17 protein-coding genes and 1 pseudogene are annotated in these 17,745 nt (G+C 65.5%); 10 read left to right on the top strand and 8 right to left on the bottom strand.

Translation table 11 applies throughout. The annotated features are described in order from the left end of the window. Positions 1 to 39 precede the first annotated feature (39 nt). Both JQ580_RS09045 and JQ580_RS09040 read left to right on the top strand, forming a co-directional pair. Positions 40 to 330 (top strand): 4a-hydroxytetrahydrobiopterin dehydratase, encoded by a 291-nt coding sequence (locus JQ580_RS09045; RefSeq protein ID WP_212279477.1) that lies wholly within the window; start codon positions 40 to 42, stop codon positions 328 to 330. Positions 331 to 427: 97 nt separating this feature from the next. Continuing rightward, positions 428 to 814 carry a YkvA family protein gene (locus JQ580_RS09040; protein ID WP_212279475.1) on the top strand — a complete coding sequence of 129 codons (387 nt, stop codon included), beginning with the start codon at positions 428 to 430 and terminating at the stop codon, positions 812 to 814. A 185-nt stretch (positions 815 to 999) separates the two neighbouring features. On the opposite strand, the gene JQ580_RS09035 is transcribed toward JQ580_RS09040, so the two are convergent. Continuing rightward, a complete protein-coding gene (locus JQ580_RS09035; protein ID WP_212279473.1) occupies positions 1,000 to 1,974 on the bottom strand; it encodes an NADPH:quinone oxidoreductase family protein in 975 nt (324 codons plus the stop codon). Between the two features lie 217 nt (positions 1,975 to 2,191). Here JQ580_RS09035 and JQ580_RS09030 point away from each other — a divergent pair, with 217 nt between their 5' ends. The 7 genes from JQ580_RS09030 to JQ580_RS09000 all read left to right on the top strand — a co-directional run bounded on the left by JQ580_RS09030 (position 2,192) and on the right by JQ580_RS09000 (position 9,909). Further along, entirely contained in the window at positions 2,192 to 3,028 is an 837-nt protein-coding gene (locus JQ580_RS09030) for an SDR family oxidoreductase (RefSeq protein WP_212280217.1), read from the top strand. 107 nt (positions 3,029 to 3,135) lie between these two features. Continuing rightward, a complete protein-coding gene (locus tag JQ580_RS09025) occupies positions 3,136 to 3,783 on the top strand; it encodes an invasion associated locus B family protein (protein WP_212279471.1) in 648 nt (215 codons plus the stop codon). A gap of 181 nt (positions 3,784 to 3,964) precedes the next feature. Then, positions 3,965 to 5,167, top strand: coding sequence for a dual-specificity RNA methyltransferase RlmN (gene rlmN, locus JQ580_RS09020; RefSeq protein WP_212280216.1), 1,203 nt, complete (start codon positions 3,965 to 3,967; stop codon positions 5,165 to 5,167). A 147-nt stretch (positions 5,168 to 5,314) separates the two neighbouring features. Continuing rightward, a complete protein-coding gene (locus JQ580_RS09015; RefSeq protein ID WP_212279469.1) occupies positions 5,315 to 5,809 on the top strand; it encodes a hypothetical protein in 495 nt (164 codons plus the stop codon). Positions 5,810 to 5,863: 54 nt separating this feature from the next. Next, on the top strand, positions 5,864 to 6,640 hold the full coding sequence (locus JQ580_RS09010) for a phosphatase PAP2 family protein (RefSeq protein ID WP_212279467.1): 777 nt from the start codon (positions 5,864 to 5,866) through the stop codon (positions 6,638 to 6,640). Positions 6,641 to 6,733: 93 nt separating this feature from the next. Further along, positions 6,734 to 8,071: an argininosuccinate synthase gene (gene argG, locus JQ580_RS09005; RefSeq protein WP_094975895.1), complete on the top strand. Its 1,338-nt coding sequence runs from the start codon at positions 6,734 to 6,736 to the stop codon at positions 8,069 to 8,071. Positions 8,072 to 8,151: 80 nt separating this feature from the next. Then, positions 8,152 to 9,909 carry an alkaline phosphatase gene (locus JQ580_RS09000; protein WP_212279465.1) on the top strand — a complete coding sequence of 586 codons (1,758 nt, stop codon included), beginning with the start codon at positions 8,152 to 8,154 and terminating at the stop codon, positions 9,907 to 9,909. A 64-nt stretch (positions 9,910 to 9,973) separates the two neighbouring features. Here the strand turns inward: JQ580_RS09000 and JQ580_RS08995 are convergent, their stop codons facing one another. The 7 genes and pseudogenes from JQ580_RS08995 to JQ580_RS08965 form a co-directional block, all read right to left on the bottom strand. Continuing rightward, positions 9,974 to 12,154 (bottom strand): OmpA family protein, encoded by a 2,181-nt coding sequence (locus JQ580_RS08995; protein ID WP_212279463.1) that lies wholly within the window; start codon positions 12,152 to 12,154, stop codon positions 9,974 to 9,976. Positions 12,155 to 12,340: 186 nt separating this feature from the next. Continuing rightward, positions 12,341 to 12,583 (bottom strand): hypothetical protein, encoded by a 243-nt coding sequence (locus JQ580_RS08990; RefSeq protein ID WP_212279461.1) that lies wholly within the window; start codon positions 12,581 to 12,583, stop codon positions 12,341 to 12,343. Then, entirely contained in the window at positions 12,583 to 13,068 is a 486-nt protein-coding gene (locus JQ580_RS08985) for a pyridoxamine 5'-phosphate oxidase family protein (RefSeq protein WP_212279459.1), read from the bottom strand. Before JQ580_RS08985 ends, JQ580_RS08990 begins: the two co-directional genes overlap by 1 nt. Positions 13,069 to 13,135: 67 nt before the next feature. Next, a complete protein-coding gene (locus tag JQ580_RS08980) occupies positions 13,136 to 13,522 on the bottom strand; it encodes a VOC family protein (RefSeq protein WP_212279457.1) in 387 nt (128 codons plus the stop codon). Positions 13,523 to 13,542: 20 nt separating this feature from the next. Further along, on the bottom strand, positions 13,543 to 14,367 hold the full coding sequence (locus JQ580_RS08975; RefSeq protein WP_212279455.1) for an FkbM family methyltransferase: 825 nt from the start codon (positions 14,365 to 14,367) through the stop codon (positions 13,543 to 13,545). Between the two features lie 123 nt (positions 14,368 to 14,490). Further along, positions 14,491 to 16,437 carry an ABC transporter ATP-binding protein/permease gene (locus tag JQ580_RS08970; protein WP_212279454.1) on the bottom strand — a complete coding sequence of 649 codons (1,947 nt, stop codon included), beginning with the start codon at positions 16,435 to 16,437 and terminating at the stop codon, positions 14,491 to 14,493. A 62-nt stretch (positions 16,438 to 16,499) separates the two neighbouring features. After that, a pseudogene (locus JQ580_RS08965) lies at positions 16,500 to 17,150 on the bottom strand (GMC oxidoreductase); the annotation flags it as partial. A 62-nt stretch (positions 17,151 to 17,212) separates the two neighbouring features. Here JQ580_RS08965 and JQ580_RS08960 point away from each other — a divergent pair. Continuing rightward, a complete protein-coding gene (locus JQ580_RS08960) occupies positions 17,213 to 17,734 on the top strand; it encodes a GAF domain-containing protein (protein WP_249134067.1) in 522 nt (173 codons plus the stop codon). Positions 17,735 to 17,745 lie beyond the last annotated feature (11 nt).

Raw genomic sequence — 17,745 nt, 5'->3', positions numbered from 1 at the left:
GGTGTTAGGGTAAAGTTCCCCTGAAGGACGGAGATGACCATGGCAGAACGACTTTCGGCGGAGGCGCGCAAGCAGGCGCTGGGCGGACTACCTGACTGGACTGAGGTCCATGGACGGGATGCCATCGCGAAAACCTTTATCTTCAAGGATTTCAACGAGGCGTTCGGGTTCATGACCCGGGCCGCGCTAGCCGCCGAGAAGATGGATCACCACCCCGAATGGCGCAACGTCTACAAGACGGTGGAGGTGGTGCTGTCGACCCACGATGCCGGCGGCGTCACCGCGCTCGACATCACGCTGGCCAAGACGATGGATGCGATCGCAGGCTGAGATCGGCCGGCGTCTTGCAGGGATCGGCGACATCCCCATCTTGTGATCACTCGGCGCGGCGATCTGCGGGCTGAGGCTGAACGGGGAGTTATCGAACATGGCTGCCGAACACAGCGTCGGTTTCGAGCCGGCCGATCGGCTCGCGGAAGATCGGGAAAGTGTGCGCCGCCGCTTCTGGCGTAAGCTGAAGCGTGTCGCCGCGCATCTGCCGTTCGCGGAAGACCTGCTTGCCGCCTACTACTGCGCGTTTGACCGGCAGACTCCGCGCCACGTCCAGGCCGCGCTGCTGGGCGCGATCGCCTATTTCATACTTCCGTTCGACTTCGTCGCCGACGTGATGCCGGTCCTCGGCTTCGCGGACGACGCAGCCGTGCTCGCTACCGCCATTCGCATGGTTTCCGGCCACATCACGAACGAGCACCGCGACGCCGCGCGTGCGGTGCTGAAGCGTGGGGTGGATGAGGGAGAAGCGGAAGCGCAATAAGTCGCCACAAGCGCGCTGTCATGCTCGGCTTGTTCCGGGCATCCATTGCGCCGCGGCCTTTCGATTGATTCGCGGACGTCACGGAGTACTGGATCGCCCGCCCCTGTGCGCGATCGCGCACCAGGCGGGCGATGACTCTTGAGCGTGTGGCGATGGCGTCGCGACACCATTCGCCAGCCACATCCTCACGGATGCAGGATCACCTTGCCCATGGCCTGGCGTCCCGCCAGCACCTTCAATGCGTCCGCGGTCTGCGCCAGCGGGAAGGTGCGATCGACATGCGATGAAATCTTCCCTTCCGCCGTCCATTTCACCAGCTTCTCGAGGTTTGCGCGATTCTTCTCCGGGTTCTGTCGCGTCCATGCGCCCCAGAACACGCCGCGGATGTCGCAGCCCTTCAGCAGCGCGAGGTTTAGCGGCATTTTCGGAATGTCGCCCGCGGCAAAGCCGATCACGAGGAAGCGGCCTTCCCACGCGATCGAGCGCAGCGCCTGTTCGGCATACGCGCCGCCGACCGGATCGAAGATGATGTCGACGCCCTTGCCGCCGGTGAGCTTGCGCAGACCTTCCTTGAGATCTTCCTTGCCGTAGTTCAGCGTCAGCTCTGCGCCGTGCGCCTTGGCGAATTCCAGCTTCTCGTCCGACGAGGCGCAGGCAATCACCTTCAAGCCCATCAGCTTGCCGAGTTCGCAGGCGGCCAGGCCGGTGCCGCCGGCAGCACCGAGCACCGCGAGCGTCTCGCCCGGCTTCGGGCTGGCGCGATCTTCCAGCGCATGCAGCGCGGTGCCGTAGATGATGATGATGCCGGCCGCGCGGTCGTAGTCGAGATTGTCGGGGATCTTCACGATCGAAGCCGCCGGCAGCGCGATCTTCTCGCGTGCGCCGTTGTGGCCGCAGGAGGCCACGACGCGATCGCCGACTTTCAGATCGGTCACGCCGGCGCCGATGCTCTCGATCACGCCCGCGACTTCCGCGGCCGGCGAGAACGGGAACGGCGGCTTGATCTGGTACTTGCCCTGAATCATCAGGATGTCGAAGAAGTTCAGCGCCGCCGCCTTGATTGCGATCACCGCTTCGCCGGGACCGGCCACCGGATCCGGCACATCGGCCAGCACGAGATCGTCGGGCTGGCAATATTGCGAGCAGAGAATGGCTTTCATGGCGGCACCTGAAGCGTTTCGAGTGGAGTTTTGGTTAGCCGGTTCTGCCGGATTTAGGCACGGGCGACAATCCGGTTTCTTTGCCCCAAGCGATGCGAAGGCCTATCCTCGCGTCATCGCGAGCGAAGCGATCCAGACTATTTCCGCAGGGCGGACTCTGTATTGCGTCGTTTCGCTCGCTGCCACGAAGCAAGAAGAAAAAGAGGGGATTCAAACGATGTTTGAAACAGGTCTGCTCAAGGACAAGCGCATCCTCGTCACCGGCGGCGGCTCGGGCCTCGGCGCGGCGATGGGACGCCGCTTCCTCGCGCTCGGCGCCGAGCTCGTGATCTGCGGTCGTAAACTCGATCGGCTCGAGGCCACGGCGAGCAATATGCGCGCGCAGACCGGCGGCAAGGTCGCCACCATCGCCTGCGATATCCGCGACGGGGCTGCCGTTGAGAACATGATGGACGTGATCTGGCGCGAGGGGCCGCTCGATATCCTCGTCAACAATGCCGCGGCGACTTTCATTGCGCAAAGCGAGCATTTGTCGTTCCGGGCGGCCGATGCGATCCTGGCGCCGACGTTGCACGGTGCGATGTATTGCACGCTCGCCGCCGGCCGGCGTTGGATCGAGGGCCATCACAACGGTGTCATCCTGTCGATCCTCTCGACGTCGACCATCACCGGACGCGCCTTCACCGTTCCCTCCGCGATGGCGAAGTCGGCGGTGCTGGCGATGACCAAGAGCCTCGCGGTCGAGTGGGGTCCGAAGGGTATCCGCACCGTCGCGATCGCACCAGGTCCGTTCCCGACCGCGGGTGCATCGGGGCAGTTGCGGCTGGAGGGGCGCGACGACACCCTGATGCGCAATCCGCTCGGCCGGACCGGAGAGCACAGCGAACTAGCCGATCTCGCCAGCTTCCTGATCTCGGATTGCGCTGGCTACATCAACGGCGAGATGGTCGTGATCGACGGTGGCGCGCATTTGCGCAGCTCCGGCGCCGAGGATTTGTTGCGTTGGACAGAAGCGCAATGGGCCGACCAGCGCGCTGCGCGATCTAAAGGCTGATACCGCTAACTGCCTTCCCAAATTGGACTTTCCCGGCTATCTCTGCCGCGGGGACAAAGCGCGGCCGAGCCATCTTCCAGTCACAATATTGAGGGAACCACTCCGGCATGTGGCGGGTGCTGATTTTAGCTTTGATGACTGGCGTGGTGGCCGGGGGAACAGTCGAATCTGCGCGAGCGCAGACGGCGCAACCGGCGCCGAAAGCGACGCCAAAGCCAGCCGCGCCGGCCGCTCACACGACTGCCAAGTCCACTGCAAAGCCGGAGAGCAAACCCGTGGCCCCGCCCGCGGCGGTTGCAGGTGGCGCGGAGCCGACCCTGATCGGCCAGTTCGGGACCTGGGGGGCTTATTCCGCGACGCCCAACGGCAAGAAGGTCTGCTTTGCGCTGGCAAAACCGTCGTCGTCCAAGACCAATCCGCCGAACAGGCCGCGCGATCCCGCCTATGCCTTCGTGTCGACCCGTCCGGCCGAGAAGGTCAATAACGAAGTCTCGGTCATGATCGGCTACGCGCTGAAGCCGGGGTCGGAATCCTCGGTCGAGGTCGGCGGCGCCGCATTCGCGATGTATACGCAGGGCGACGGACTTTGGATCAAGAACGCGGCCGAGGAGGAGCGGATGGTCGAGGCCATGCGCAAATCCGCCGATCTCGTGGTCAAGGGCGTCTCGGCCAAGGGAACGGAGACGACCGACACGTTCTCGCTGAAGGGCCTCGCCCAGGCGCTCGACAAGATCGCCCAGGATTGCCGGCGGTAAGGCTAAGTCGTCGCCACGGTCGCAATCGGTGGCTCCGGTTGCTATATAGGGCCGGTTCCACAATTTCGGTCGTCATGGCCGGGCCCGTCCCGGCCATCCATGTGCCAATTACGGGCGAAAAAGAACGTGGATGCCCGGGACAAGTCCGGGCATGACGAACAGCAGCAATCTCAGGCAACCAATGCAACCGACGACCGAGCCGCACAACGCAATCCTGGTGGAGAAGTCTCCGCTCGAAACCTATGTGCCGCCGGCAAAGCCGTCGCTGGTCGGCCTGTCGCGCACGGAGCTGGCCGACCGCCTCGGCGAAATCGGTGTTCAGCCTTCGCAGCGCAAGATGCGGGTGCAGCAGCTCTGGCACTGGCTCTATTTCCGCGGCGCCCAGAGCTTCGACGACATGACCTCGATCTCGAAGGGCATTCGCGCCGAACTCGCGCAGCACTTTACGGTCGACCGGCCCGACGTCGTGGCCGAGCAGATCTCCAACGACGGCACCCGCAAATGGCTCCTGCGATTGCCGAGCGGCGACAATGTCGAGCGCGCCCATGAAGTCGAGTGCGTCTACATCCCCGAGACCGATCGCGGCACGCTCTGCGTCTCCTCCCAGGTCGGCTGCACGCTGAATTGCTCGTTCTGCCACACCGGCACGCAACGCCTGGTGCGCAACCTCACGGCCGGCGAGATCGTGGGACAGATCATGGTGGCGCGGGATCGTCTCAACGATTGGGCCGATCGCGAGGACGGCACGCGTCGCGTCACCAACATCGTGATGATGGGCATGGGCGAGCCGCTCTACAATTTCGACGCGGTGCGCGATGCGCTGCTCATTGTCGGCGACAACGAAGGCATCGGCATCTCCCGCCGCCGCATCACGCTGTCGACCTCGGGCGTGGTGCCGAACATCGTGCGCGCCGGCGAGGAGATCGGCGTCATGCTCGCGATCTCGCTGCACGCGGTGCGCGACGAATTGCGCAACGAGCTGGTGCCGCTCAACCGCAAATATCCGATCAAGGAGCTGCTGCAGGCCTGCCGCGACTATCCCGGCGCCTCCAACGCACGCCGCATCACCTTCGAATATGTGATGCTCAAGGGCGTCAACGACTCGCTCGACGATGCCAAGCTGCTGGTGAAGCTGCTCAAGGGCATTCACGCCAAGATCAATCTGATCCCGTTCAATCCCTGGCCCGGCACGGCCTATGAATGCTCGGATTGGGACCAGATCGAGAAGTTCTCCGAATACATCTTCAACGCCGGCTATTCCTCGCCGGTGCGCACGCCGCGCGGCCGCGACATCCTCGCCGCCTGCGGTCAGCTCAAGTCGGAGACCGAAAAGCTCAGCGCACGCGAACGCCAGGCGCTGCGCGCCATGGCGATGACGGATTGATCATGGCGACGCCCTCAAGGTTCGTCATGGCAGGGCTTGACCCGGCCATCCACGAGCCGCGAGAAAGACAAGCGTGGATGCCCGGGGCAAGCCCGGCCATGACGGTCGAGAGCGCGGAGCGCCATCGAACGATGATCAGCTGACCTCATGTCCCTGATCGGCCGCCTCGTCGTCATCTTCATCGGCTTTCTCGCCGCCTGTTTCGTCGGCGGCATGATCGTGGTCGTCGCGCTGCTGTTTCCAGAATTTTCCGATCTCGGAGCCGGCCCAGTCGATCAGGGCGCGATCGACATCCTGCTCGGCTTCGGCTTTATCTTCGTCTCGGGCTTTTCGCTGGTGCCCGCGGCCGTGATCGTTGCGATTACCGAAGCGCTCTACATTCGCAGCGCGCTCGCTTATGCCGTCGGCGGCGGCCTCGTCGGGCTCGCCTGCTATCTCGGCCTCGTTCCCTTTCACTCCGACACGTTCCAGTTCGAAGGCATCGTGCGGCGCCATCTGGAGATCATGACCGGCGCGGGCATCGTCGCCGGCGTGGTCTACTGGCTGATTGCCGGCCGCAATGCCGGCGCCTGGCGTGAACCACTGCCCCCGCGCAAGCGGCCTCCGCCGCTGCCGTCGAATTCCAGGCCGGATGCGCGATAGGTCGCGCCGCTTCCGGGGTTTTCATCCCCGTCCCACTCCGCTAAACCGCGCGCCATGAACCGTACCGGACTCTTCATCGCCCTGGCGCTTTGGCTCGTCATCGGCGCCGTTTTCGGCCTCTATCCCGAGCTCGATCTCAAGCTCGCGTCGCTGTTCTTCGACCCCGAGACGAAAACCTTTCCGCTCAAGCTGAATGACTGGGCGGCGTTTGCGCGTGACGCCGCGATGTGGGTCGCCTGGGCTTTCGTGGCGCCGTCGCTGATCGCGCTCGTGGTCAAGATGATCCGGCCCGACCGTCCCCTGATGGTGTCGGGACGCGCCATCGTTTTCCTCCTGGTCACGATCATCCTGTCGGCCGGCATCCTCACCAATCTGACCTTCAAGACCTATTGGGGCCGGCCACGCCCGGTGGTGGTCACCGAGTTCGCCGGCGACCAGCAGTTCGTGTCGTGGTGGGATCCGCGCGGCGGCTGCGCGCGCAACTGCTCGTTCTTCTCGGGCGAAGGCGCGACCGCGTTCTGGACGCTGGCGCCGGCCGCGCTGGCGCCGCCGGCCTGGCGACCGCTCGCCTATGCCGCCGCCGTGATCTTTGGCGCCGTTACCAGCGGGCTGCGCATGGCCTTCGGCGGACACTTCTTCACGGATGTCTCGATTGCCGGCCTCGTGACCTTTGTCGTGATCTGGTTTGCCTACGCGCTGATTTACCGTTGGCCGCGGACACGCTTCTCGGACGAGGCGGTCGATGCCGCCCTCACCCGGCTGAACATGCCGGCTTACCGGCTCCGCCGGCGCCTGTTCGGCCGCAAGACTGGTCCCGAACCCCAGGTTTGAGCCATTAAATGCGTGCCGAGCCCTGCGAAATTTGATATTCGCGCGGTCAAACCCGCCCCGACTTCAGCCCTTCGAGACCCGATTGGAAGCGCCATGACCACGATCCTGAAAAGCCTGCCCAAGGGTGAGAAAGTCGGCATTGCTTTTTCGGGCGGCCTCGATACCTCCGCGGCGCTGCTCTGGATGAAGCAGAAGGGCGCGCGCTGCTACGCCTACACCGCCAATCTCGGCCAGCCCGACGAGGCCGACTACAACGAGATCCCGCGCAAGGCGATGGAGTTCGGAGCCGAGAAGGCGCGCCTCGTCGATTGCCGCACCCAGCTCGTTCATGAAGGCATCGCTGCGATCCAGTCCGGCGCCTTCCATATCTCGACCGGCGGCATCACCTATTTCAACACCACGCCTCTGGGGCGCGCCGTCACCGGCACGATGCTGGTCGCGGCGATGAAGGAGGACGGCGTCAACATCTGGGGCGACGGCTCGACCTTCAAGGGCAACGACATCGAGCGCTTTTATCGTTACGGCCTGCTCACCAATCCCGGCCTGAAGATCTACAAGCCCTGGCTCGACCAGCAATTCATCGACGAACTCGGCGGCCGCGCCGAGATGTCGGCGTTCATGACCGCCCAGGGCTTCGCCTACAAGATGAGCGCCGAGAAGGCATACTCGACCGACAGCAACCTGCTCGGCGCCACGCACGAGGCCAAGGATCTCGAGAGCCTCGACAGCGGCATCAAGATCGTCAACCCGATCATGGGCGTGCCGTTCTGGCGCGACGATTGCGCCGTAAAGGCCGAGAAGGTCGTGGTGCGTTTCGAGGAAGGCCAGCCCACGGCGCTGAACGGCCAGACCTTCTCTGATCCGGTTGCGCTGTTCCTCGAAGCCAATGCGATCGGCGGCCGTCACGGCCTCGGCATGAGCGACCAGATCGAGAACCGCATCATCGAGGCCAAGAGCCGCGGCATCTATGAAGCGCCGGGCATGGCGCTCTTGCACATCGCCTATGAACGCCTCGTCACCGGCATCCACAACGAGGACACCATCGAGCAGTACCGCATCAGCGGCATGCGTCTCGGGCGCCTGCTGTACCAAGGTCGCTGGTTCGACTCGCAGGCTTTGATGCTGCGCGAGACCGCGCAGCGCTGGGTCGCGCGCGCCGTCACCGGCGAGGTCACTCTCGAGCTGCGCCGCGGCAACGATTATTCGATCCTCAACACGGAAAGCCCGAATCTCACCTATGCGCCGGAGCGGCTTAGCATGGAGAAGGTCGAGGATGCCGCGTTCTCGCCGGCCGACCGCATCGGCCAGCTCACCATGCGCAATCTCGACATCGCCGACACCCGCACCAAGCTGAAGCTCTACAGCGACACCGGCCTGCTCTCGGGCAGCGAAGGCTCGCAGATCTTCCGGCTGGAGAGCGACAAGGGTTGAAGCGACACACTTAATGACGTTGTCATGCTCGATCGCTACGGTTTCGCTCCTGTCGTGAACGAAATCGCGGAGCATCGAACATGGTCAAGGGATCGGCCGTCGCCTCTCTCATCGTCCTGCTTTGGACAACGTCACTGCCGGCACAGACGATCTATCCGATCGATCGTGCCGAGATTCTGGCCGGAGCCCAATTCGATTTCAAGGTCGAATTCCCCGGACTGGTCGATCCCGCCAAGCTGAAGGTGACGGTGAACGGCGCTGATTATGCGGCCGCGTTCGGCCGCTCGGCGACCTTCATCGAGCGCGAGGACGGCAAGCAGCAGTCGGCGCTGATCCTCCGCGACGTCACGCTGACGACGCCGGGCAGCATTGCCGTGGATGCGAGCGACGGCATACACCAGCGCAGCGTCACGTGGACGGTCTACGACACCGGCCCGCGCAAGGCCAAGAACGTCATCCTGTTCATCGGTGATGGCATGTCGCCGGCGCATCGGGTCGCGGCCCGAATCCTGTCCAAGGGCATTGCAGAGGGCAAGAGCCGCGGCAAGCTCGCCATCGACGACATGCCGCATATGGCCCTGGTGGCGACCGCGGGTTCGGACTCCATCATCACGGACTCCGCGAACTCGGCCAGCGCCTATGCGACCGGGCACAAGAGCGCCGTCAACGCGCTGGGCGTCTATGCCGACCGCACGCTGAGCCCGTTCGACGATCCCCGGGTCGAGACCATCACGAGTCTTGCCAGGAGGCGGCACGGCATGGCGATCGGCATCGTCACCAACACCGAGATCGAGGACGCAACGCCGGCCGCAATGATCGCGCATACGCGCCGGCGTGCCGCCTACGACGAAATCGTCGAGCAGTTCTTGGCTGCCAAGCCTGACGTGCTGATGGGCGGCGGCAGCGCGAACTTCATGCCCAAGTCCAGCGCCGGCTCGAAACGTAAGGATGAGACCGACTACATCGCGAAATTTCGTGACGCCGGCTACCACGTGGCGACCACCGCGGGTGAGCTCAGCGCTGCTGCCGCAAAGCCGGAGACGGGCAAGCTGCTCGGCCTGTTCGCCACGGGAAACATGGACGGCGCGCTCGACCGCAAATTCCTGAGAGGCGGCGGCGTGACGAGGTTTCCCGAGCAGCCTGACCTGACCGAGCAGGTGCAGGCCGCACTCAAGCTCCTGTCGCGCAACGAGGCCGGCTTCTTCCTGATGGTCGAGTCCGGAATGATCGACAAATACGCCCGTGTGCTCGATATGGAACGCGCCATCTTCGACACGATCATGCTCGATAACGCGGTGCGCCAGACGCGCGAATGGGCGCGTGCGCGTGGCGAAGACACCCTCATCCTTGTGCTGGCCGACCACAATCATCCCAACAGCCTCGTGGGCACGGTGAATGATGACATGGGTACGACGCCCAACGTGCCGCTGCGCGAGCGCGTCGGCGTTTACGAGCAGGCTGGATTCCCGAACTACCCGGCGCCGGATGCGGACGGCTATCCGTCACGCGTCGACGTCAGCCGCAGGCTCGCGATCTTCTCGGCCAGCCTCCCGGATCATTACGAGACGTTCCGCCCAAAACTCGACAATCCCAACGAGCCGACCGTGAAGGCCGATGGCGACGGGACCTTCAAGGCCAACGACAAATACAAGGACGTTCCGGGCGCGGTGCTGCGTCCCGGCAATCTGTCTGCGATGATCGGCGCCAGCGTGCATTCAGGCGAGGACGTCATTCTCACGGCGACGGGACCGGGCAGCGATGGTGTGCGCGGCTCGATGGACAACACCGAGGTGTTTCACCTCATGGTCGATGCGCTCGGGCTTGCGGCCCGGCCCTAGCAGCGCTGCTGTTCAAACAAAAATGGCCGGAATTGCTCCCGGCCATTTTGCATTCGTGTTTGCCTCAGCGCGGCGGCGCGGTGCCGGGCGGGGGCGGCGGCAGCGAGGCCTGGCCGCCGTTGAGCAGCGGCGTGATGTTGCGGATCGTGACGCGACGGTTGATCGCGCTCGGCCCCTGCGTCTGCTCCTTCAGATACTGCTCGCCATAGCCCTGCGAGGTCAGGTTCTCGGCGGGCACGCCGAACTGCTGCGTCAGCAATTCGGCCGCGGATTGCGCGCGACGGTCCGACAGCGACAGATTGTCGACCTCGTTGCCGACCGCGTCGGTGTGGCCCTCGATCAGGAAGACCTCGCGCGGGTTGCGCTGGATCGCCTGGTTGAGGCCGTCGGCGATCACCTGCAGCCGGGCCGCCTGGTCCGGCGGGATGGTCCACGATCCCGTCTCGAAGATGATCGTGTTGACGTCGATGCTCGGCATCTGCATGCGAACATTGGGGCTGTAGCGGATCTCATCGAGCGAATACCGCCGATCGATCCGCTGCACGGGCGGCGCCACCATGGTCTGGTAGATCACGTCAGGCGACGCCTCCTGGGCATCGACGATGTAGCGATCGTAGGGGATGTTCACCACAGGCGGCGGCACATCGACATAGAAGCCGCCGACCGCGCGCGGGTCGCGGTAGGTGTTGTCGATGATGATGACCTCGCGCCCGCGGGGATCCCTGCGGATGCGCCGCATCAGCCGGCCGTCAGTACCGACCACGGTGATGATCTCGCTGCCGTCGGGACGAATCACGACCGTGCGGGTCTCGCCGCCGACGGTGTCGGTGCGGATGTCGCGAGCGCCATACCGGAAGCGATAGAGATCGTTGCCGCGAACATAGGCCTGCCCGCCCGGATCGCGGATGATGATGCGGTCCGGCTCGGTGTAGACGGTGCGGCCGCCTTCCATGGTTTCGCGTCGCTGGCTGTGGAGATCGGCGATGGTGGCACCGACGACGGCGCCGGCCACCACGCCTGCGCCAATCGCGAGCGGAGTCAGGTCACGCTGCGGCGGACGCGGCGCCGGCGGCAAGGGTGCAGCGACCGTCGGCGCAGCCCGGAATGCCGGTGCAATCGTCGGCGGAGCATTCCGCACCTTGTCGGGCGGCGGTGTTGCCGCCGCCGAGCCCGATACGCTGCTCGGTGCCGCGACGCCGGCTGGAGGCGCCGGCGGTCGTGGCGGCGCGCCAGCCTGCGGTGATACAGGCGGAGCTCCGGCAGCGGGCGCGCCCGCGGGAGGCGTTCCACCCTGTTGACCGGGAGTTGGCGTCTGACCGGGAGTTGGCGTCGCGGTCGGGGCTGGCGTCGCGCCGGGGGGCGGCGTCGCTGCACCCGGACGTCCGGGCGGCGGCGTCGGAGTGCCACCGGGAGCGGGCGTCGCCGTCGGAGCGGGCGCGGCACCGGGTGATCCTGCCGGAGGAGGCGCGCCGGGACGACCGGGCGGCGGCGTACCGGGACGGCCAGCCGGCGGTGCGGCTGGCGTGCTGCCCGGCGCGGGCGTTGCGGTTGGCGCAGGAGTTGCGGTCGGAGCAGGAGTTGCGGTCGGAGCAGGAGTCGCGGTGGGAGCAGGAGTCGCTGGCGGCGCGGCTAGGCCGGGGCGGGCCGCAGGCCCTGCCGTCGGAGCCGGCGGTGTCGCGGTTGGCGCAGGCGCGGGTCGCGCCGAGGGAGCCGCTGCCGGGGGTGGTGGCGGGGGCGGCGGAGTCGGGCGAGCCGAGGGCGGCGGCGCGGGGGGCGTGTGCGGCTGCGGTGCTGCTGCGGGTGGCGGCGTCGGAGCCGGGCGTGCAGAGGGCGGCGGAGGTGTCGGGGCGTGCTGCTGCGGCGCCGCGGCCGGAGGCGGCGACGGCTGCTTCGGAGCGGCAGGGGGCGGGGGTGGTGGCGGCGGCGCCGGGCGGGCTGCAGGAGGCGGCGGAGGTGGCGGTGGCGCGGCGGGGCGCGGCGGTGCGGCAGCCGGGGGCGGCGCAGCGGGCGTGTGGGGCGGTGCAGCAGCGGGTGGCGGAGCGGCCGGGCGCGCGGGCGCAGCAGGCGGCGCAGCCGCGGGCGGTCCCTTCGGGGGCTGCTTCGGTTTTCCGTCAGGACTCGCGTCCTGAGGCTGGGCCTGAGCCACCACGAGCGGCGGCGCAGTTTGCGCTTGCGATGCGGAGCTTGCGAATTGCATCGCGGTCAGAGCCGTCGTCGCAAGCAGCACGAAACGAAGATTGGTCATGGTGGTGAACTTCCCCGGAAGGTTCTTTGACGAAGTGTTGGGATGAACGGCTACGCGTTAGGCCGGATTGTGGCGGGCGAAGCGGTCGCCGCTCGATTTATTTCTGCACGGGAATCACGTCACTCAAGCAACGTTCATTGCGCATTCAGACGCTGGTTGCAATTGCCCCACGTGCGATCGGTCGCTTCACGAGCGCTCCCGCGGCGGATTTGCATCCGTCGCAGGATTCGGAGTGAGCGGGCCGTTCGGCCCGCGTGATGGGATCTCTTCCGGCGTGCGGCCCGGCAATTCGTCGGGCTGTGGCGATTCGCCGGGCTCGCGCACCGGCGGCGCGATCTCGGGCTGCGGGCTGCCGGGCGGAATCCCCGGCGGCGGCTCGGTCGGCGTGCCCGGAGTCGAAGGCGGAATCTCGGGTGGGTCGATCGGCATCACAGTGAGACCTTGCGGTTCTCGCCGAGGTCGGGCCGCGTGTTCGTCACCGCTGCCGCAGCCATCTTCACATAGGAGATCACCGTGCCCGGCGAATCCCAGAATTCGGCATCATCGGGCGTGATCTTGAGCACGCGGATATTGGGGTCTTCGGCGCTGTCCCACCATGCCTTCGCCGGGGTCGAGAAGAGCTCCTTGATCTTGGCGCGATCGTTGGAGACGACAGCGGTACCCGTCAGCGAAACATATTTCTGGCTGCTCGCATCGGCGAACGACAGGTTGACGGAGGGATCGCGTGCGATCTCTTCATCCTTATGGCGCCGTGCGTCGGTCAGGAAGAAAATCGTGTTGGCCTCGCGATCGAGAAAGGCGCTCATCGGCCGGGCGCGCAGCTTGTCGCCGTCGCGCGTCACCAGCATCGCGAAGCCGATCTTCTTCATCAGATCCCAGGCGCGATCCACGTCTTGGGCATTGTCGTTGGCCATATCGTACTCCTTCTGCAAGGAACGATAACGACCTGCATGGAACGATGTTCCTGCCGGAATTCCGGCCTTATTCCGGCGCGTGGCACACGGCCTCGATATTGTGGCCATCGGGATCGAGCACGAAGGCGCCGTAATAGTTCGCATGGTAATGCGGCCGGATGCCGGGCGGGCCGTTGTCCCGGCCGCCGGCCGCAATCGCCGCCTTGTAGAACGCGTCGACGGTGGCGCGGTCTTTTGCCGCGATCGCGACATGCACCGGCTTGTTCATGGCGCCTTCGCCGCCGATCCAGAAGTCCGGTTTGCCGTCGGCGCCGAAGCCTGCGGCTGCGGCGTGGCCGGTCTGCTCCGCCGTGACTTCCATGATCAGGCCGTAGCCGAGCGGGGCCAGCGCCTCGGCGTAGAACGCCTTGGCGCGCTCATAGTCGGAGACCGAGAAACCCACATGGTCGATCATCGCAACCTCCTTCGTCCTTGTCAGCGCGAGAGAAACGTATTGCTTCGAGTCTTGCGCGCGATCGCGAATCCACGTGCGACCATGTCGGCAATACAATCCTGCTGCCATTCGTTTTGTGACAGATGCTCGATGACGACCGCGCGCGGCCACAGCGCGGGCGGCGCATCGCGGAAGAAGCCGATCAGCACGCGGTCCTCGAAACCCTCGACATCGATCTTCAGCGAATCGACTTGGCTGACGCCGGCCTCGTCGAGAATGCGTGTCAGCCGCAGCGACGGCACCTTGATGGCCTCGGCGCTCGCAGTGCCGGTGACGACGTGAGTGGCACCAAGATTGCCGCCGCCGCTCTCGATCATCAGCTCGCCGTCGCTGTCGCCGGCCGCAGCCTGCACCAGGTGCACCTGCGCCGTCTTCGACGCGGCGTGATTGAACGAAAGCCGTCCAAACGTAAGCGGATGCGGCTCGATAGCGACCACCTTGCCCATGCTGCCGACCTGCCGCGCCATCACGAGCGCAAACGTGCCGACATTGGCGCCGACGTCGACGAATACGCCGCCCGCCGGGGTGTGCCGGCGCAAGAAGTCGAGCTCGTCGAGATTGTAGTCGGGATTAAACAACGCGCCGCGCTCGGTCGCGCTGCCCTGGTGATAGAAGCGGAATGACGCGCCCTGATATTCTACGTCGAGCGGGCCGCCGCCCAGCAGGTTGACCAGCCGCGACATCCAGGGCCGGAACGCGCCGCGCTTCAGCCCCGACTGCTGTACGAGGCGAATGATCGCAGCCTGCGCCGCATTGGGCGCAAACGCGCCGAACGGCGCGGACGAAGGGGCATTGTCGGTCGTCAAGCAGGCGGTCCTCGTTGCAAGCGGCGCATGCATAGCCGGTTTTGCCGAGGACTCCAACGCTATGGGAGAGGAATGTGGCCCGGATGGAGCGCAGCGGAATCCGGGCTACGGATGTCACGCCGCCTACTTCGGTGCCTTCCGCTGCCGCAGAAATCGCCCCAGCAGCCTGCGCTTGCCCTTGCGCGGGATCAGCTCGATGTCGCTGACGAGCTTGGCGCCGCCCTTGCGGCGCTCCAGCACGATCTTGCGGCTGTGAAAGGCCTCGAGCTCGACGCGATGCGCGACGCTGACGATGGTCGCCTTCGGCAGTTCGTCGGTGACCATCTTCATCATCTTGTCCTGGCTCTTCTCGTCGAGTGCCGAGGTCGCCTCGTCGAGCACGACGATGTCGGGGTTGTGCAGCAGCAGCCGCGCGAAGGCGAGGCGCTGTTTCTCGCCGCCTGACAGCGTCTGGTCCCACGGCCCCTCTTCCTCGATCTTCTCCTTGAGATGATCGAGTCCGACCTTGTGCAGGGCCTCGCCGATTTCCTCGACGGTCCAGTCGTCTTCGGCTCCGGGATAGGCGACGGCGCGGCGCAAGGATCCGGACGGCACGTAAGGCCGCTGCGGCAGCATGAACAGGCGGCGGTCGGGATGGAAATTGACGCTGCCGCCGCCCCAGGGCCAAAGGCCGGCGATGGCGCGCACCAGCGTGCTCTTGCCGGTGCCGGATTCACCGGCAACCAGCAGACGTTCGCCGGGCTCGATCACCACTTCGGTCTCGCCGACCACGGCGGTGCCGTCATCCAACGTCACCGAAAGATCCTTCATCTCCAGCATGGCGTCATTGCTGGTCTCGCCGCGCTTGATGCGGCCGAGGCCGTCGCCCTGCTCGGCGCGCTCGAGGCCGTCCAGCGACATCATCAGCGAGGCGATCCGACGCGCGCAGGCGTTCCAGTCGGCAAGCCGCGGATAATTATCGACCAGCCAGCCGAACGCACTCTGCACGATAGTGAAGGCGGAGGCGGCCTGCATCACCTGCCCCAGGGTCATCGAACCATCGAGGAATTTCGGCGCGCAGAGCAACAGCGGCACGACCGGCGCAACCAGGCTCGATCCCTGCGACACCAGCGTGGTACGCATGTGCTGGCCGGCAAGCCGCGCCCATTGCCGCAACACGTTGGTAAAATTGCGGTCGATGCCGTCGCGCTCTTCCTCCTCGCCGCCGAGCAACGCGATGCTCTCGCCGTTTTCGCGCACGCGGGTCAGCGTGTAACGGAAATCGGCCTCGGCCTGGTTCTTGTCTTCGGAGACCTGGACGAACTGACGGCCGATGACCAGGATCGACCCGGACGCGATTGCAGCATAAAGCATCGCGGCGATCACGAGAAAGCCGGGAATGGTGAGCGTCGAGCCGCCGAGCGTGATGGTGAGCGCACCGCCGATCGTCCAGAGCACGACGATGAAGGTCGCCGCCGACAGCATCGCGGATGTCACGCCGGCGAGGAAATCGACCGGCGAATCTGTCGCGATGCGCAGATCCTCGGCGATCCGGTATTCCGGATTCTTGTGGTCGCCGCCGACAAGGTTGAGCTGGTAGTAGCGACCGTTCTTGAGCCAGCGCGTGAGCACGCTGTTGGTCAACCAGGCACGCCAGCGCCGCTGGATGCCCATCCGTGCGAACACCTGCGCCACGCCCAGCACGATGCTGCCGATCGCGAGCGGAAAGAAAACGGCGGTGAGATGGAAAACGGTGCTGGCATCGCGCTTCTCGATTGCATCGAAGATCGCGCGATTCCAGACATTGATGCCGTACTGGAAGGCGACGGTCAGGATGATCAGCACGCCGAGGCCGAGCGAGAATGGCCAGGCCAGGCGATCACCGTTGCTTCCCCAGAAGCCGCGCGCGCTGATCCAGAACCGCGTCAGCAGATAATCCTTGCGGGCCTGTTCGGCTTCTTCGGGGGATAGCTTGGGGTCAGGCTCGACCAATTCGGGCGGAGGAGGACTGACTTCGTCGCCGCTCTCGCCCTTGATCTTGACGATGGGCGGCTTCTTGCCCTGCTCACGCTTACCGGCCAGCTTGTCCATGCTCGGACAACGCGATGGAACCCGGCGGGTTCCACCGGGTTCCCCGAGGTCCAAGGCGGCGTTCAGATGCCGTGCTGGTCCCGCATGGCGCGCGCCGCCTTCTCTCCGATGATGACGCAGGGCGCCATCGTGTTGCCGGTTGTGATCCGCGGCATCACGGAGCCGTCGGCGATGCGAAGCCCGTCGACCCCATAGACCTTCAGCTTGCTGTCGACCACGGACATCGTATCGCGCCCCATCTTCGCCGAGCACGTCTGGTGCCAATATGTCACCGCGGAGTCGCGCACGAAGCGTTCCATCCCGGTGGCGTCGAGGTCACCGGGCATCGACTCGCACGTCACCAATGGCGCGAAGGCGCGGGTATTGCCGAGCGCACGACAGAGGTCGACGCAAGCGATCGCAGTCTTCACATCGTCAGGATGCGACAACATGTGGGCTTCGATGCGCGGAACTGCAAGCGGCTCGGCGTTTCGGAGTCTGACCCGGCCCCGGCTCTTCGGCAAAGCGAGGCCGGCGAACATCGTCCAGCCGTGAGCGGGGGCCCGGCTTGCCGTCTCGGGGCTCGGCACCGGAAATTCGACCTGGCAGAACAGCAGGTCCGGTGATGTGAGCGCGGAATCGGATTTCCAGTACAGCGTGGCTGCATTACCGGTGTTGCGCGGCGCGATCGGCTCGCGGTACTCCCAGATGCATCCGAACGAGACATGGTCTTGCGCTCGAACGCTCGGGCCTCGTCGACACGCCGCCGGAGGATGCCTTCGATCGTCTGACGTGGTTGGCAGCACGCAGCCTCGATGCTCCCGTCGCACTGCTGACGCTGCTCACTCCGACAAGGCAATGGTTCAAGTCGCGCTACGGGCTCGACATGCCCGATACGCCGCGCGGCTGGGCGTTCTGCAACTACACTATTCTCCAGAAGGATATCATGGTCGCGGAGAATCTCGCCACCGACCAGCGCTTCGTGGAGAATCCGGCCGTGTCGGGAGATCTGGGATTTCGGTTCTACGCCGGCTGTCCGGTGGTCGATCCGGACGGCTTCACGCTCGGTTCGCTCTGCGTGATCGACACGAGGCCCCGGGCGCTCGACGACACCCAGAAGCAGATCCTCGCCAGTCTCGCCGCGCTCGCTTCGGACGAGATCAAGCTGCGCGTCACCGACCGCCAATTGCGTCGGGCAGTCGAGCACGGGACTTCAAGGGGAAGCGTGGCTGCCGCGCCGGCCCGGTCCGATAGCAAGCGCGACGCCGAGCATCGGCGGGGGGTCGCGACACGCAAGGAAGGTGTCACCCAGGGTTAAGTGGGTGTCAC

The sequence above is a fragment of the Bradyrhizobium sp. SZCCT0148 genome (assembly GCF_018129985.1).
Lineage (GTDB): Bacteria > Pseudomonadota > Alphaproteobacteria > Rhizobiales > Xanthobacteraceae > Bradyrhizobium > Bradyrhizobium japonicum_H.
Note: the sequence above shows the minus strand (reverse complement) of the source record. Positions and strands in the feature narration are given on the sequence as shown.